The organism is Steroidobacter agaridevorans (assembly GCF_009932555.1).
Taxonomy (GTDB): Bacteria; Pseudomonadota; Gammaproteobacteria; order Steroidobacterales; family Steroidobacteraceae; genus Steroidobacter; species Steroidobacter agaridevorans.
Genome location: NZ_BLJO01000002.1, coordinates 499829 through 516872, shown reverse-complemented (window position 1 = coordinate 516872; position 17044 = coordinate 499829). Strand labels below are relative to the sequence as shown.

The 17044-nt window shown below is 62.0% G+C and carries 11 protein-coding genes; 7 read left to right on the top strand and 4 right to left on the bottom strand.

Annotated elements, in window-relative coordinates:
• Positions 1-134: 134 nt before the first annotated feature.
• The 4 genes from GYH35_RS09060 (at position 135) to GYH35_RS09045 (ending at position 5968) form a co-directional block, all read left to right on the top strand.
• Positions 135-1277 (top strand): glycoside hydrolase family 53 protein, encoded by a 1143-nt coding sequence (locus tag GYH35_RS09060; protein WP_161828216.1) that lies wholly within the window; start codon positions 135-137, stop codon positions 1275-1277.
• Between the two features lie 103 nt (positions 1278-1380).
• The gene (locus tag GYH35_RS09055) at positions 1381-4029 is read left to right on the top strand and encodes a TonB-dependent receptor (protein WP_161828215.1); all 2649 of its coding nucleotides are present in this window, start codon (positions 1381-1383) and stop codon (positions 4027-4029) included.
• Positions 4030-4139: 110 nt separating this feature from the next.
• Positions 4140-5567 carry an aldehyde dehydrogenase family protein gene (locus GYH35_RS09050; RefSeq protein ID WP_161814895.1) on the top strand — a complete coding sequence of 476 codons (1428 nt, stop codon included), beginning with the start codon at positions 4140-4142 and terminating at the stop codon, positions 5565-5567.
• A gap of 26 nt (positions 5568-5593) precedes the next feature.
• Positions 5594-5968, top strand: a complete 375-nt coding sequence (locus GYH35_RS09045) for a nuclear transport factor 2 family protein (protein ID WP_161828214.1) — start codon at positions 5594-5596, stop codon at positions 5966-5968.
• Positions 5969-5981: 13 nt separating this feature from the next.
• Here the strand turns inward: GYH35_RS09045 and GYH35_RS09040 are convergent, their stop codons facing one another.
• Both GYH35_RS09040 and GYH35_RS09035 read right to left on the bottom strand, forming a co-directional pair.
• Entirely contained in the window at positions 5982-6623 is a 642-nt protein-coding gene (locus GYH35_RS09040) for an FMN-binding negative transcriptional regulator (protein ID WP_161828213.1), read from the bottom strand.
• A gap of 109 nt (positions 6624-6732) precedes the next feature.
• Positions 6733-8262, bottom strand: a complete 1530-nt coding sequence (locus GYH35_RS09035; RefSeq protein WP_202624185.1) for an N-acyl-D-amino-acid deacylase family protein — start codon at positions 8260-8262, stop codon at positions 6733-6735.
• Between the two features lie 125 nt (positions 8263-8387).
• Here GYH35_RS09035 and GYH35_RS09030 point away from each other — a divergent pair, with 125 nt between their 5' ends.
• Positions 8388-8813 carry a hypothetical protein gene (locus tag GYH35_RS09030; RefSeq protein ID WP_161828212.1) on the top strand — a complete coding sequence of 142 codons (426 nt, stop codon included), beginning with the start codon at positions 8388-8390 and terminating at the stop codon, positions 8811-8813.
• On the opposite strand, the gene GYH35_RS09025 is transcribed toward GYH35_RS09030, so the two are convergent.
• Entirely contained in the window at positions 8807-10444 is a 1638-nt protein-coding gene (locus tag GYH35_RS09025) for a hypothetical protein (protein ID WP_161828211.1), read from the bottom strand. The genes GYH35_RS09030 and GYH35_RS09025 overlap by 7 nt on opposite strands.
• Positions 10445-10844: 400 nt before the next feature.
• On the opposite strand from GYH35_RS09025, the gene GYH35_RS09020 reads away from it, so the two are divergent.
• Positions 10845-11216, top strand: a complete 372-nt coding sequence (locus GYH35_RS09020) for a hypothetical protein (protein ID WP_161814900.1) — start codon at positions 10845-10847, stop codon at positions 11214-11216.
• 21 nt (positions 11217-11237) lie between these two features.
• Here the strand turns inward: GYH35_RS09020 and GYH35_RS09015 are convergent, their stop codons facing one another.
• Positions 11238-13988, bottom strand: a complete 2751-nt coding sequence (locus GYH35_RS09015; protein ID WP_202624184.1) for a LuxR C-terminal-related transcriptional regulator — start codon at positions 13986-13988, stop codon at positions 11238-11240.
• Between the two features lie 172 nt (positions 13989-14160).
• On the opposite strand from GYH35_RS09015, the gene GYH35_RS09010 reads away from it, so the two are divergent.
• Positions 14161-17004 carry a YncE family protein gene (locus GYH35_RS09010; RefSeq protein WP_407700196.1) on the top strand — a complete coding sequence of 948 codons (2844 nt, stop codon included), beginning with the start codon at positions 14161-14163 and terminating at the stop codon, positions 17002-17004.
• Positions 17005-17044 lie beyond the last annotated feature (40 nt).

Genomic DNA, 17044 nt, shown 5'->3' with positions numbered 1-17044 from the left:
GTGAGTCGGTCATGAACGGGATTCCATGTGGGTCTTTTATATGATTAATATTCTCCATGTAAAGCCCGGCCTGGACAATCTGCCTGTAAGCTCGTCTCAGAGCGGCCCGACCGCACGGATTTGGAGGGTAAGCGATGCACGGAACACAGCAAATCGCGCCAAAGCTGGCCCGGTGGGCGGCGCTGTTAGCGATAGTGACCGGCGGTACGTGGGCGGAGGCGCCTCAGGGTTATTACCTGGGCGCCGATCTGTCCTATGTCAACGAGATGGAGGATTGCGGGGTCGTTTACCGCGTTGCCGGCAAACCGGCGGATCCCTTCGCGCTGCTGAAGTCGCGGGGCGCGAATCTGGTGCGCGTTCGTCTGTGGAACGACGCGAGGTGGACACCGTACTCGAATCTCTCTGACGTCAAGAAAACCATCCGCCGATCGCGCCAGGCCGGCATGCAGGTGCTGCTCGACTTCCATTACTCGGATGACTGGGCCGACGGCGAAAAGCAGATCATTCCTAAAGCCTGGGCGCACATCGCCGATTCGGACGCGCTGGCGCAGGCGCTTTACGATTTCACATTACAAACGCTGCGCGAGTTGGATCGCGACGGGCTGATGCCGGAGCTGGTTCAGGTCGGCAACGAAACCAATGGCGAGATCTTGAGCACGCTGGAGCGAGCCAAGGAGCCGATCGACTGGGCCCGCAACGCGAAGCTGTTCAATGCGGGCATTCGCGCTGTGCGGGACGCCGGAGCAAAGTCATCGATAAAGCCGCGCGTGATGCTGCACATCGCGCAGCCAGAAAATGTCGAACCGTGGTTTGCTGCTGCAAAAGCCGCGGGCGTGACAGATTTCGATTTGATTGGCATCAGCTACTACCGACGCTGGTCGACGCAGGATCTCGATGGACTCTACGCAGTCGTTCGCAGACTGCGACAAAACTATCGCGCCGATGCGCTCGTCGTGGAAGCCGCCTATCCGTGGACGTTGGAGAATGCAGACCAGTCCGCGAACTTGTTGGGAAGCGATACGTTGATCGAGGGCTATCCGGCGACGCCAAGCGGACAACGTCGCTATCTCATCGATCTCGCGCAACGGGTGATCGCGAACGGCGGTGTCGGCGTGGTGTATTGGGAGCCGGGATGGCTGTCGAGCAAGTGCAAGACGCGCTGGGCAACCGGCTCCGCGTGGGACAACGCGACGCTGTTCGATCATCGCGGCGACCTGCTGCCCGGCGCGGATTTCTTTGGCTTCCCGTACGTGTTCTCGAAACAAGCGGCGCCCTAGCAGCGGCGCCACGCTGAACCCCTTGCGTTCCCGATTAGCGTCCTATATATACGACAAATCGGGTTTTGTCTGAGTAAAGGAATGTCTCTTTGCAGGGGGAGATATGGATACTCGCGCACGGACAAACCGGCTCTGGCGTCATGCCCTGGGCTATTCAGCGCCATTGCTGCTATGGAATTCGGTGCACGCCGCCGAGCCGCAAGCCGCGACCGGCGGGATCATTGAAGAAGTCCAAGTCACCGGCATCCGGCAGAGCCTGCGCGATGCTTTGTCGGTGAAGTTGAATTCCGATCTGGTCGTCGACGCGATCTCTTCCGAAGACATCGGCCAGCTGCCCGACGTCACCATCGCCGAATCCATCAATCGGCTGCCAGGCATCAACGCGACCCGCGATCGTGGCAATGACAGCCAGGCGGTGGTGCGTGGCCTGGGTGCCAGACTGGTGCTCGGCACGATCAACGGCCGTGAAGTGGCGTCTTCCGAACCCGATCGCAACGTCCGCTGGGAAATTTATCCTTCCGAAGTCGTCTCCGGTGTGAAGGTCTATAAGACCCAATCCGCCGATCTGATCGCGGGCGGCGTCGCGGCCACCATCGATATCCAAACATTGCAGCCGCTGGACTACGAGGGCGCGGACTTCGTGGTCCGGGGCGGGCCCGTTTATTACGACGAAGGCGCGGACATTCCCGACTACGATCCCTGGGGCTATCGCGCCAGCGGCTCGTATGTTCTCAAAGCGAGCGACACGTTCGGGCTGGTCATCGGACTGACGGCGCAACAACAAAAGAACGGCTACTCATCGTTCACGGGCTGGGGCTACAACGATTCCCTCGCGCGACCGCCGGAAGGCGCGAGCGATTTCACGGGGGATCTCGATGGCGATGGCAATCCGGATGCGACGCCGTGGGGCGCGCAGGTTTCCGTCAATGGCATCGATCAGGATCGGCGCGGCGTTTCGCTGGGCACGCAATGGCGGCCGTCGGACCAGTTCGAGCTGCGTTTCGACGCGTTGTACTCGGACGTGGATATTCACGAAGACCAGGGCCAGACCGTCTACGGCCAGAACAATTGGGGCAACTGGGACAACGGCAGCTGGGCCGCCTACAACGCACCGGGCGCGAGTTACACCATCGTTGACGGCACGGTGGTCGCAGCGACACTGCCATTCAGTTCGGTCACGACGGTGGTCTCGGACTACGACGAAAACAAGGAACTCTCGGTGATGGGCTTGAATGGCCGCTGGTCCGGCGAACGGTGGAGTGTCACCGGCGATCTTTCCTATTCGCAAGCCGAGCGCGAGAACATTTGGAAAGCAGTGCGCACCGAGGTGTATCCGGAATGGATGACTTGGGATACTCGCGGCGGCCGGTTGCCGACGATCGCGACCAGCGTCGACCCGACGACGTTGACGCAGTTCGCGCCGGATTACCGCGGCGGCAGCGTCGATGGCCCGGAGCATCTCGATGACGAGCTGACTGCCGGCGCCCTGGACTTCGCCCGTTCGCTCGACGGAAGTTTCCTGTCGTCGCTGCAGTTCGGAGCCCGCCTCTCGAGCCGGACCAAGCAGCACGATCGCATGGAGAACTATCCGTCCGCACCCGCCGGCGGAGTAGAGATTCCGGCATCGTTGTTCCGCGTGTACAACGTGCCATCCGTGAATCTGCCGCCGGTGCTGCTCGGCGATTATGACGAGATTGCTCGGCTTGCTTATGGCGCGGCACTCGACCCGAGCAACGCGGAGGAGAATTTATCGCAGCGCTGGAAGGTCGAAGAGGAGGTCGCGGAAGGGTACTTCAAGCTCAACTTCACTAGCACCGCCATCGCCCGGCGCATGACGGGGAACATTGGCGTGCGTCTGCTGGACGTGCAGACGACCAGCGATGGATACCAGCAGGCCACGGGTGCAAGTGAGCTCACGCCGGTGAGCGTCGAGCATGACTACAACGAGCTGCTGCCGAGCGCCAACGTCAATTTCAATCTCACGGACACGACGCTGTTGCGCTTCGGCGTGGCGAAGGTCGTCGCGCGTCCGCCGCTCGATGAATTGCGCGCAAGCCGTACGCTGACGAATTGGCTGCCCTATACGGGCAACGCAGGCAATCCCAACCTCGAGCCATTCGAAGCGACGCAATTCGACGCGTCCTATGAATGGTATTTCCGGGACGAAGCGCTGCTTGGCTTTGCAGCCTATTATAAGGATGTGTCCTCTTACATCGGCTGGCGGCAGGATCCGCAGACGTTCGAAGGCATCACGTACGCCGTCGCCACGCCAGTGAACGGCGATGGCGGCGCCATCACCGGCGCGGAGTTTACTTTCCAGACGCCGTTCTTTTTCTGGAGTGCGCTGGAGAACTTTGGCGTCTATTCCAACTACGCCTATGTGGATTCGGACGTCGAGGAATTCGTGCCCATCACCAATCCGCTGACAGGCACCGGCTTCGCCCGACACACCGCGGTGTTCGATCTGTGGTACAGCTCGGGGCCGATCGAGGCGCGGCTCGGCTACAAGTATCACAGTCCTTTCACGGTGATTTACGGCTGGAATGGAGCGGACCTGCAGACATTGGAGGAGGAGTCGGTGCTGGACTTGAGCACGTCATATCAGCTCACCTCCGGCATCCAGCTGCGCTTCCAGGTGAACAACCTCACCAATGAGCCGTTGCGCATGCATCGGGACAATCAGGTGAACCGCATCGGCCGCTACGACGAGTACGGCCGGCGCTACCTGGTCGACGTCACCATGAAGTTCTGATCTGGTCGAGCCTGCCGGTGTTCCAGCCGCAACGCCTGGCGCACCGATGTCAGCAGGGGCGCCGATCTCGATGTGCTGTACTTGACCTGTCGATCTCCTTCGAGGGTGTCATGTACGACTGCAGGCGTTTCTTCATCGATGGCGAGTGGGTCTCTCCGGCGGGGCGCCGGGAATCGCTGGTGATCAACCCGGCGACCGAGCAGCCGGTCGGGCAGATCCTGTTGGGCACGGCCGAGGATGTCGACGCCGCAGTGAAAGCGGCACGCGCTGCGTTCGGCACGTACTCGCAAACCACGCGTGAAGAGCGCATCGCGCTGTTCGAGCGCATCGTCAAAGTGTACGAGGCGAATATCGAACGCCTCGCACAGGCTGTGTCCGATGAGATGGGCGCACCGATGACGCTTGCCGTGCAAGCACAGGCGGGCAGCGGCTTCCGGCATTTGTCCACTGCGCTGACCATCCTCAAGGACTTCGAATTCGAAGAACGCCTGGGCACGACGCTCATCGCGCGCGAGCCTATTGGCGTGTGCGGCCTCATTACGCCGTGGAACTGGCCGCTGAATCAGATCAGCTGCAAGGTTGCTCCCGCGCTCGCCGTCGGCTGCACCGTCGTTTTGAAGCCGAGCGAAGTCGCGCCGGTTACCGCACATATCTTCGCTGAGATCCTTGCCGAGGCGGGTGTGCCCAAGGGCGTATTCAACCTCGTCGATGGCGATGGCCCGGGCGTCGGCGAGGCGATCTCTCGTCATCCCGACATCGACATGGTGTCTTTCACCGGCTCCACACGCGCCGGCGTGCTCGTTGCCAAGGCCGCCGCGGATACGGTCAAGCGTGTGTCGCAAGAGCTGGGCGGCAAGTCCGCGAACATCATCCTCGAAGATGCCGATATCGCAGCGTCGGTCGCGCATGGCGTGAACTGGATGATGACGAACAGCGGCCAGTCCTGTAACGCACCTTCTCGCATGCTCGTGCCTGCCGATCGTTACGACGAAGCGGTCGAGGTCGCGAGAAAGACCGCCGAGCAGTTGAACGTCGGCGATCCGAAGGCGCCGGGCGTGACCACCGGTCCGGTCGCAAACAAGCTGCAGTTCGAGCGCGTGCAGACGTTGATCGCAAAGGGCATCGAGGAGGGCGCGAAACCGGTGACCGGCGGCGTCGGGCGTCCGAACGGCATCGACAAAGGCTACTTCGTGAAGCCCACCATCTTCGCGGGCGTCGACAATGAGATGGCTATCGCGCGCGAAGAGATCTTCGGGCCGGTGATGGTGCTCATCCCGTACAAGGACGAAGCGGACGCGATCCGCATCGCGAACGACTCGATCTACGGGCTCTCCGGTCACGTGCACTCGGGAAACATCGAGAACGCACGGCGCGTGGCGTCGAAGATCCGCACCGGCATGATTCACGTGAACGGTGCGGCGCGCGACATGTTTGCTCCGTTCGGTGGCTACAAACAATCGGGCAACGGCCGTGAGTGGGGCCGCGAGGGCTTCAAGGAGTTCCTCGAGACCAAGGCCATGATGGGCTACTTCACCTGACGCTGGATCGACGACGAGTACAGAGCATGCAAGAGCAACAGGCACGGCAGGACATCGACGAGCTGCTGAAGACGTATTTCGACGGCCTCTATCACGGCGACCCGGCGCGTCTGCGAGAGGTGTTTCACCCGCAGGCGCAGCTGTTTGGCGAGGTGCGCGGCGCGCCGTATCAGAACACGGTGGATGGGTGGCTCAACGCGGTCGCAAGCCGGCCCTCACCCCAGGCCAAGGGCGAGTCATTCCAGATGGAAACGCTGGAGGTCCAGCTGCACAACCAGATCGCGTACGTGCGCGCTCGTTGTCCCATGCTCGGCTTCAACTACTTCGATTATCTCGCCCTGATGCACAACGGCGAGCGCTGGTTGATCACGAACAAGCTGTTCACCCACGTCGACGCCTGAGCGCAGCCGCGCTCTACGTTGAAGGCAAATGCGCCATGAGGCGAGCAATCTCATGGCTGTCCGAATCCGGGCGCGCCAACAGCTGCTGGATGATCAGCATGCGATCTGAAGCAGGGTGGGTTTGATTCAGCTTGGTCACGCCCTCGATGCGATCGACGGTGATGCGGAACGAGCGGATTCGAGGCAGCAACTGCTGCACTTTCCCCGGCGGCGCCTGCTCCAGTGTCCACGGATGTTCATTGTCACGCTCCAATACCGCGGCGATGCGACGGAGCACTTTGATCTGGCCCTCGTCGTCATCGATGATCTCCAGCCGTCCGCGGATCTGGGCGGAAACATAGTCCCACGTTGGAACCGTCAGCAGCGTCTTGTACCAGCTGGCAGAGATGTAGGCGTGCGGGCCGGGAAAGATCGCCAGCACTCGCTGCCCGTTCCGCAGTGTCTGGGCTTGCGGGTTGATACGAGTCATGTGGCCGACCAGTGTCGAGACCGTGTCGTCGGTCTCGAAGAAGATAGGCGTCGGCGTGGCGTAGGTCTCTTCGCCCGTTGCCGTGATCAAGTGAGCGAACGGATATTTTCTGACAATGGATACGGGATCGGCCGCCGCGTAGGCGCCCGGCGCATACATCGTTCTCGCGGCTGCTGGACTGCTCATGGCCCCCGACTCGCTCAAAAAGTGATATCGGGCAGTCTATCCAGGTCGGTCGGAGAGCTGGTTGCGAACGAGGGCGGGAGTAGTGATCCCGCTGCACCACTGCCGGGCGTCACTCGGCTTTCTTCGGCGGACGAACGATCTGCCCGGGACGCACGCCAGTCGTGCGTCGATCCTGATAGACCAGCTTGCCGTTGACCCAGACTTTCTCGACGCCGGCCGACAGGGCGGTCGGGTTTTGCATGGTCGCGCGATCGATGATGGTCGTCGGATCGAACAGCACCAGGTCGGCGCTGTTGCCTTCGGCGATGACGCCGCGATCGGCGATGCCGAGATGTTTCGCAGCCAGGCCCGTCATCTTGTAAACGCCTTGCTCCAACGTCATCGCTTTCTTTTCCCGGACGTAGTGGCCGAGTACGCGTGGGAACGTGCCGTGGCCTCGTGGATGACCGATGGAGACACCATCCGAACAAATGTTAGCGTGCTCCCAAGCCATCAGGCGCGCGACATCGTCTTCGCGCATGCTGGCGCCGATGACGGACTCGACGCGTTCGTCTTCGGGATGGGCCGCCTGGTACTCGATGGCCTGCTTCATCAGCGCGAGATAAACGTTCACCGGCGTGGCATTTCGTTCCTTGGCCACTTGCGCCAGCGACTTGCCGACGATGGCGGGATCGGGCTGAAAGCGCGAGAAGTACAGGCCCTCCGGCGAGGTCGATTCTTTGAGCTTCGACTCCAGGGCCTTACGGTCGTCGTAGATTCCGTTCGGGAACATCACGCGCATCGTCGACTGCCAGTACGTGTACGGATAGATATCGGCGGTGATGTCCACGCCCGAGGCGCGAGCATCGTCCATGAGCTGCAACACTTTATCGGCGGTGCCCCAGAGTTTTTTGGCGCCGATCTTCAGATGCGAAACCTGCACGGGCGCGCCGGCTTCGCGACCGATGTCGATGGTCTCCTGCAATGCGCTCATCAGCTCGGACTCTTCGTTGCGCATGTGGCTGATGTAGCGACCGCCCAAGCGGGCGGACACCTTCGCCAAGGCCACGATCTCGGCCGTGTTGGAGAAGTTGCCGGTCTCGTACTGCAATCCGGTCGAGAGGCCGAACGCGCCGGCGGCCATATCCTCTTCGAGCAACTGGCTCATGCGCGCGATCTCTGCGTCGGTCGCGGGACGACGTGCGGCGTTCATGCCTTGCTCGCGCAACGTGTTGTGACCGGAGTACGAGCCGAGGTTGACGGCGATCGGATTTTTCTCGAGCTTGCCGAAGAAGTCGCGCAGGGGTGACTGAGATGAGCCGTCCTGACCGACGATGATGGTCGTGACACCCTGGCTGGTGACCGCGACCATGTCCGGGGACTGGGGGATGTCGTAGTCGTGATGGCTGTGCGTGTCGATGAATCCGGGCGCCAGCGTTTTGCCGTTGCCGTCGATCACGATCTCGGTGTTGCCGGGAATGAGATCGCCAACCGCGAGGATCTTGCCGTCGGCGATGCGCACCGAACCTTTGCGGGCCGGCGCGCCGGTGCCGTCGACGATGCTGACGTTGGAGATGACGGCGCTGTCGAGATTGGGCGCCGCAGCCGCGAATGCCAGCGTTGGGGAGGTGGCGAGCAGGAGCGCGAGCAGCTTTTTCACGGGATGACTCTCCGTACTGGAAGCGCAGGAGATTATGAGGGACCGGGGTCGCTATCGGCCAGAGTGACGCTGTGATCCGGCGGCCTCGATTGATTTTCCAGCGTGCGTTGGCCAGAGTAGCTGGCATGCGCGCTCGGGGCTTCTGGTTGATTCTTGAGACGGTCGTGGCTTACGCCGTTCCGGCTTATCACTGGATCTGGGGCGTGATCATGCTGCCGCTGTGGCTGTGGGGCGCAGCGAGTGCGGAATCGACGTCGATCTGGTTTATCGCATCCCTGATCGGCGGTGTATTGGGCGCCATCGGCGTCGTCGGCCTGCTCACGGTGGCGATTGCACGCGAGCCGGTGTCCACGTTGAATTTCAGCCTGCTCGCGCTCCTGTCCTGCGCCGGATTGCTCGCGGTGTGGGCCATGATGACCGGTCTTTTTGCCGGTTTCTCACTCGATCCCTTCAGCCTGGTCGCGATCGTCGCGCCGACCGCGTGCACGGTGCACCTGTTAGTGCTGTGTGCACGCCTGATCGGCGCTGAAGCCCAGCCGTCTCCTCATTGATGAGGAGCGGGGATGTCCACTGGATTGCCATCGCCTGACCAGGGCGGATCGCCAACGCCGTTCGGCGTATAGGTTCTCCTCCAGTACCTGATGATCTGCTTGTCGAGTGTCTTGAACGCCTTCGGGCCGTGAAGGTCGTTCTGCGCGGCCAGGAAAATGTTGTAGGCGCGGTTCTCCGTACCGAGCGTGCACTTCGCGCGATTGAGGCCGGTGCCATGCGTGAACACATGCAGCGCATTGTTTTTCTGCTCGATGTAGCGGGAGATGGTGCCGGGATAGGAAATGTGCGGAGCTTCCGTCACGTTCTGGGTGCCACCCTGCCAGGGACCTGCCTGGATCATTCGCTGGTTGATCGGGCCCGCCGGTACGATGTACGCCCACGGATAGCTCGTGAGGCCCGGTGAGGCGACATATACAGGCAGAGAGCCGCCGGGGATCGTCGTCAGGTTGGCCTGCATCTGGAACGCAGGATAGGAGTATCGGCGCGCCGCGCTGTCGCGCACGTTGGCGAGATTGCAGTTCGTTTCGGAGAGATCGCAGACCTTCGTCAGCACGTCGTAGTGATGGTAGGTCTTATCCGCAGCATTGAAGAGCTCGTCGCCCGGAAACGGCTCATGCGTCCAGCTGTTGAGCCGGTCCGCGGCGGGCACGTTGCGCAGGATCACATGCTGATAGATCAGATCGCCGATCTGAGCCAGCCGTTCGGCATCCGAGGTGGGCAGCGCCGGGCACGTGAGATTCAATCGTTCCAGGATATCCGCAGTCTCCCGAGCCTCGGCGTCGAACACCGAATAGTCCGCGGCGGTCGTGATGGCGCCAGGTAGATAGATGAGGATATGGACCGGCTTCTGGCAGATGTCGGTGTTCGCGGTTCCGATGTAGTTGCCGTAGTCATCGGTCTGCGACACCGTCCGCACGCACGGCGGCGGTGGCGGTCGATCCGACACGGCGCAGAAATGGTTGGGATATCGGACCGAGCAGTCCTGTAGCCACTTGTTCATCAGGTACGCGTTGTCCCGATCGGCAAGGCTGCCGAACCAGTAGCGCTGCGCCGGTTCGACGCTGGTGATTTTCCTGGGGGCATTCTGGTCGAAGTAATCGTTGTTCTGCAGCCAGCGAAACAGGTCCTCATGAAACCGGCTGAACTTCCGATTCTCGGAGGTGAGCACCGATGGGGCGCCGTAGTTCGTGGCGGGCGCGTACACGATCTGGTCGAAATGATTCGGAATCACCTGACTGATGCCCGTGAGCTCGAGGTCGATCCTGCCGTCCAGGTCCACGTCTCTGACGAACAGATCGATCGCCTCGGTCGCCGCCCACGTCGCAGTCGCTGCACGCTCGGCGGCGGAGAGCTGGCCGTCGATGGCAAACCCCAATTGCCCATTGCTGCGAAGAATGAAATCCCGCACGCCGGGAGGCACGACGATGGATAGATCGTCGATCGGGATGAGCACGGAACCCGGCGCCTTTACGAAGATGGCATCCATCGTGCCATCGCTGTTCTCATCGCCGATGCGCACTGAATAGCGTTGATCGAAACCTGCCGCTCGTGCGGTCTCGATCACGCCACTGACGAGCAGGCCGCTGAGTAGCGCGAGCAACAAGGCCCCTGACCGACCCAGATATCTCATGATGTCTTCCATGGCTTTATGCTGCTTACGGTGAGTTGATCGCGATATAGCCCGGCGCCGGCGCGCCGGCGTGGCTCGGCAGGCTGAGGCTCGACAACAATAAGAAAAGGGGAATGAGGGCGCGCGATGGGCGCATGACGACTCCTGTTTCCATGTCTTGCAACTCAAGGAGGGCGCCAATAGATTGCTTGTATCGAGCGAGAGTTGTCAACGGCATCCGCGGCTCGCAGCGGACGATCAATGTTTCCAACGCGTGACGCCGCTCGGTGAAACCCTGATTCGTTCGTCTCGCGTCGTGACGCTTGTTGACATACGCACTGTTGCGACACAAAGTCGAGAGAGCGCAACTCGACTTTGACAGCCCAATTGGACTGGCGATGCGCCATCGAAAGGAGCTCGGATGAAACTCGCGAAATGCGCCACTCTGTTACTTGCCCTCGGCGTTCCCGTCACCGGTTTTGCCGATAACCAATGGTCGGCTTGTCAGACGGTCACGGGCGTAACCAACTATCTGGGTTATAACACCACCAATCCTTCGGTCGCGGTGGCGCTTTCGCCGGGCATCCCGAATTGCAACGTCGACGCGCCGGGCGCCATCTCGTTCGCGTTGCAGGGGCTGACGACCGGATCGACCGTGGACACGCTCAAAACGTTGTTGGCGACGCTGCTGTCCGCGCAGGCGAGCGGGACTCGAGTGATGATCCTCTACGACGCCGCGACTTGTCGGGCCAATGCAGTCTCCGTGGGCGGATACGCGGCGCAATGCCCCTGAGGCGGCCGGCCGGCGCCCAGTTCACTCGATCAATCTCATCTCCCGCGCACGTGCAATCGCGCCCGTGCGCGTGCTGACGTCGAGCTTGGCAAATACATTTTTCAAGTGCCACTTGGCCGTCGACAGGGCAATCTGGGATCGAGCGCTGATCTCGTGATTGCTCAAGCCCAGCGCCAGCAGGCGGAGCATGTCGACCTCCCGCTCGGTCAGCGGCTCCAAGGGGAGGGCGGACTTGCGAGGCGAAGGTGTGACAACGGGAACGGCTTGTGAGAATACGTTTTCGAACTTGCAAAAATAATGTGTGGGCAGAGGCGTGCAGAGCCGGCCGCTCGTTAGGGCGGCGGCGATGACCTGAATCATCGACGGCGCCTCATCGAAGACGCCGCGAGTGAAGCCGTGACCGCGGGTCAGCGCGAAGCCGCGGTTCAAGCAGTCGAAGGCAGATTCAATATCGCCGGAATGCCAGTAACAACATGCGAGCACGGCTTCGAGCGGAGCCTCGCGATACACGTAACCGACTTCATGAGCGCTGTCACGCAGGACGAGCAAAAGAGCGCGAGCCTCATCGTACTGACGCTGCTTGATCAGCAGAGCCGCGTAGCCTGAACCGAAACGTTCCCACGTTTCATCGTAGGACCGAGACCGTCGCCACTCGCCCGATCGCGCGCGACGCTGTAACCCGAACTCCAGCGCCACGGCGCGCGCGCGTTGCAGATTGTCTTGCGACAGGAGCAGGCGAAGCTTTTCCGCGCAGACCTGAGCAAGGAAGCGTGCGTGCGAGCCGCTCTCGAGCATGCTGTGAAGATAGTCGAGCAGCTGGAAGGCTTCGCCATAGCGGCCGTTGCTGGCCTTGATACGCGAGAGCGTCACGTACGCAGTGACGACATTCTCGACCGTGGACTGCACGGACAGTAACGGCAGCACTTCCGTGCAAAGCGCTTCCGCCTCGTCGAGACGATTCTCTTCGTAGCGCATGTAGGCAAGGGCATTCGCCGCGTTCACCCAGGCTGGGGTGCGATGGCCGCCGCGGACCATTTGAAACATTCGTTCGCACCGATCGGCGGCGGCTTTCATGTCGCCTTGGGCGCGATCGGCAAGTGACGCAACCACCTCGGCATAACCCAGGCTGTACAAGCTGATCGAGTCAAACGTATCGCGTGCACGCATGGCCAGGCGCCATGCTTTGTCGAACTGATTCAGGCGCAGCATCGTGTACGCCTGCAGCGTCAACAGCGTTCCGATGAGAAAGCTGTCGGCGCCGCGGTCTCGCAAGGCTTCCGGGGACGAGATGCCGATCTGGCCGCTGCTGTCGGCAAGCACAGTAAGCATGGCGTGCAATAGCCGAAGGTGCACGGAGCCGAGCGCTCGCTCGGTGCTGACATTCGCCTCGACCTCTCGTAACGTCGCGGCGGCTTCATTGAAGCGTCGCGAGAGGATCAAACTCGCGATGTACGACCGGCAGATGCCGGCGTGGCCGAGAATGACGTTGTGAGGCACCTTGGTGATCCAATGAATGACCGCGACAGTCTCACCGGCCCGCAGCCACGTCGTCGCGCAGCGCTCCAACAACTCCAGACGCCACTCCTCGTTACTCGCAGCGAACGCATGATGAAGCGCTTCGGCGTAGAGTTGATGTTCCGCGTACCAGCGGCTCGCGCGCTCATTCAATATGGACAGCTGGGCCGTGTCATGCCGCAAGTGGCTGCGCAGGAAATCGAGAAACAACGTGTGATATCTGTACCAATGGCCATGACTATCGAGCGGCTGAATGAACAGCTGCGAGCGCTCGAGCTGTTCGAGCAACGACTGACTATGCGCGATGCCGAGCAAGGCATTGCAGAGCTCGGCCGTCATGCGATCCACGACGCTGCTCGCGATCAAGAACTCACGCAGCTGAGGCTCCTGCTCCTGCAGGACCGACGTTCCCAGGTAACGAGCCACTTCATAATGAGAGCCGTTGAAATCGCCAATGCCGTCGCGAGACCCGGCGGCGGCGAGCAGGGCGAGTTTCACGCCGGCGACCCAGCCCTCGGTGCTGCGTCGAATGCTCTGCGCTTCGTCCTCGGTGAGCGACCGGTGACACAACTGCGCGCCTAACTGCACGATCGCATCCGTATCGAAGTTCAGGTCTTCCGAGCCGAGCGTCATGAGCTGATCGTTCAGCTGCAGCTGACCCATGTGTAGCGGCGGCAGGCCACGGCCGGACAGGATCCATCGAATCCCAGCCGGGGACTGCAACAGCAAAGCATCGACGGCCCGCACCAGCACCGGTGTGCTGAGCATTTGTAAATCGTCCACGACGATACAAATCGGCGGGTTCAGCCGGCCCAGGCTGGCGATGAAAACCGCGATGGCGGCGTCGAGCGATTCATCCGCGCCCCGCCGATGCGGAAGATAGGCATCGAACGCGGGGCACACGGAACGGACCGCGGCAATGAGATAAGAAAAGAATCGGACCGGCTCGTTGTCCTGCTCATCGAGCGACAACCATGCGACGGAGTGCGACGCACATGAATGCCGATGCCATTGGGCCAGCAAGGTAGTCTTGCCCGAGCCGACGGGCGCCGCGAGCAACGTTAGTTTTTGCCCGGTGGCGGCATCGATTCGCGCCAGCAACGTGCCGCGCTCGATGCACGTGGTCGCGCATTGGGGCGGCTTGAGCTTGCTGTGAATCAGATAGTGCGGGCCGAGGTCGCTGACGGAGTGTGACGCCGGACGAGGCGCCACGGGTTCGGCCCGATCCTTGCCGTGTCTGGTGAGCTGGTGTGCCACGCGCTCCCCCGAATGATCCGTTTCTAAAATAAATATCGGCCGGAAAACATCGGCGCCGCCCCTCCGATCGAAGGGGGCGCTCCGATTATGCAGCCGCCTAGCATCCGCGTCATCCGCTGAACCACAGCGGGCCGTCACTTCACGACGCCATCAAAAGGGGGAGTCACCAGCCATGTGCAGCAAAGCCATGTGCTCCCATGCCAGGACGGTATGGGGGCGTGCAGTTCTGTTCTGCGCAACACTGTTTGTAAGCTTTGGCGCGCTTGCCCAGGCGCCCAACTTCGTCGCCTTCGAGTCCGGACACGTGCGACCGATCGCCATGTCGCCCGACCGCACGCGCCTGTTCGTCACGAACACGCCGGATAACACGCTCGAAGTCTTCGATATCACCTTGAGCGGGCTGGCGCTGCGGGCGCGAGTGCCGGTCGGACTGGAGCCGGTGGCGGTCGCGGCCCGCAACGACTCCGAGGTCTGGGTCGTCAATCATCTTTCCGACAGCATCAGTGTCGTCACGCTGAGTGGCACGCCCAGAGTTACACGGACGCTGCTCGTAGGTGACGAGCCGCGGGACATCGTGTTCGCAGGCTCGCCGGCGAGGGCGTTCATCACCACGGCGCACCGTGGACAACAGCGCACCGATGGCTCCATCAGCAGCGTGCCGGGGGCGGGCGATCCGCAATTGATCACGCCTGGCGTCGGCCGCAACGACGTCTGGGTGTTCGACCCGGCCAGTCTCGGCAATACGGTCGGCGGCACGCCGGTGCGGATCATGAACTTCTTCAGCGATACGCCGCGCGCTTTGGCGGTGAGCCCGGATAAAAACACCGTGTACGTCGCGGCGTTCAAATCGGGCAACCAGACCACGACGATTCTGGAGCCCATGGTGTGCGACGGCTTCCGCCCCAACGTGCCCTGTATCGTCGACAACCTCTCCATCATGCCGGGCGGCAACCCCGGACCGGGCACGAACTTCGAAGGCAAGCGCGCCCCGGAGACCGGCCTCATTGTGAAATTCAATAACGCCAGCGGCCGCTGGGAAGACGAGCTCGGCCGCAACTGGAACAATGCCGTGCGATTCCGCTTGCCGGATCTCGATGTGTTCGCGGTGGACGCGCGAACCCTGTCGCAGACCGCAAGCTACGCGCATGTCGGCACGACGCTGTTCAACATGATCGCGAATCCGGCGACCGGCAAGCTCTATGTCTCCAACACCGAGGCGTTCAACCTGCAGCGCTTCGAAGGACCGGGCGAGTACGCCGGTCAGACGGTGCAAGGTCATCTCGCAGAAACGCGCATCACTGTGATCTCCGGCTCGTCGGTCACCCCTCGGCACCTGAACAAACATCTGGACTACACCAAGCTCGCCAACGAGTCGGGCTTCGATCCGACAGCCCGCAATCACAGCCTGTCGACGCCGCTCGAGATGGCGGTGACCGGCAATGGCCAGACGCTCTATGTCGCGGCGTTCGGCTCCAGCCGTATCGGTGTTTTCAGTACTGCCGCGCTCGAGGCGGATACATTCAATCCGCGTGCGGCGAGCGCCAACTATATAAATGTAAGCGGCGGCGGTCCGAGCGGCCTGGTGTTGGATGAGTCGCGCGGCCGATTGTATGTAACGACGCGCTTCGACAACTCGGTGAAAGTCATCGACACGACCACTCGCGCGCAGGTCGCGGCCGTGACATTGCCGAATCCCGAGCCGGCCGCGGTCGTGCAGGGCCGGGCCAAGCTTTACGATGCAACGGTGCTGTCGGCGAATGGCGAGGCCTCCTGCGCCAGCTGCCACATCTTCGGCGACGTGGATGACCTGGCCTGGGACCTGGGCAACCCCGACGATGTAGTCACGCACAATCCGTTGCCGAAGAACCTGACCAGCGATCTGGAGATCGCCATCGGCAAGACGCTGTTCGGCGTGCGCACGCCCATCAACGGCAGCGACGACGTTGAGGAATTCCATCCGATGAAAGGTCCGATGACCACGCAGACGTTGCGCGGCCTGCGTAATTCCGGCGCCATGCACTGGCGCGGCGATCGGGCGACGGGGCACTTCGGCAGCGATCCGCTCGATGCCAATCTTTCCTTCAATAACTTCATCGTGGCGTTCGAGGGATTGGTGGGGCGCGACGGTCTGCCCAGCACGGCCGACATGCAAAGCTTCACCAACTTCCAGCTCAAGGTGCTGCCGCCGCCGAATCCGGTGCGTGCGCTGGATAATTCGCTCAACGCAGCCCAGACCCGCGGCCGCAATTTCTATGTCGGCTCGCGGCCGTCGGACGGCATCGAGATTCCCATTCTGGGCGGCATCATCCCGGGCGACACCGCGTTCAACTGCGAAGGCTGCCATCGTCTCGATCCGGCGTCGGGCTTCTTCGGCACCGGCGGCGCGGCGAGCTTCGAAGGCATCACGCAGATCGTGAAGATCCCGCATCTGCGGAACATGTATACGAAGGTCGGCATGTTCGGGGCGCCGCGGGTGAATTTCTTCGGCGCGCCTGACACCGGCAATATGGGCAACCAGATCCGTGGTTTCGGCTTCGTCAACGACGGCTCGGTCGACACGCTGTTCCGGTTCTTCACCGCGGTGGTGTTCAATCCTCAATTGAACGCCGGCTTCCCGATCCTCAATCCGGATGCCACCCGCCGGGACGTGGTGCAGTTCATGCTGGCGTTCGACAGCGACCTTGCGCCCATCGTCGGTCAGCAAGTCACGCTCACCAATGCCAATGCCAGCGCCGTGAACCCGCGAATCAATCTGCTGATCCAGCGGGCCAAGGCGAACTTCGTGTCCAAGGAACTGGGCGGGGCGACCAGGGAATGCGACCTGATCGCCAAGGTGGCGCTCGCCGGCAGCTTGAAGGGCTATCTGCTGGATGCGGCAGCCGGCGACTTCGTGGCCGCCGACGGCACCCGTCGCACCGACGCCTCGTTGCGGGCATTGGCCGCCACGACCGGGCAGGAGGTGACATACACCTGCGTGCCCCCGGGCTCCGGCCGGCGGATCGGTCTGGGCCTGTGACCGTCGAAGTGACTTAATCCCGTCTGCCCGTGCGCCCCGA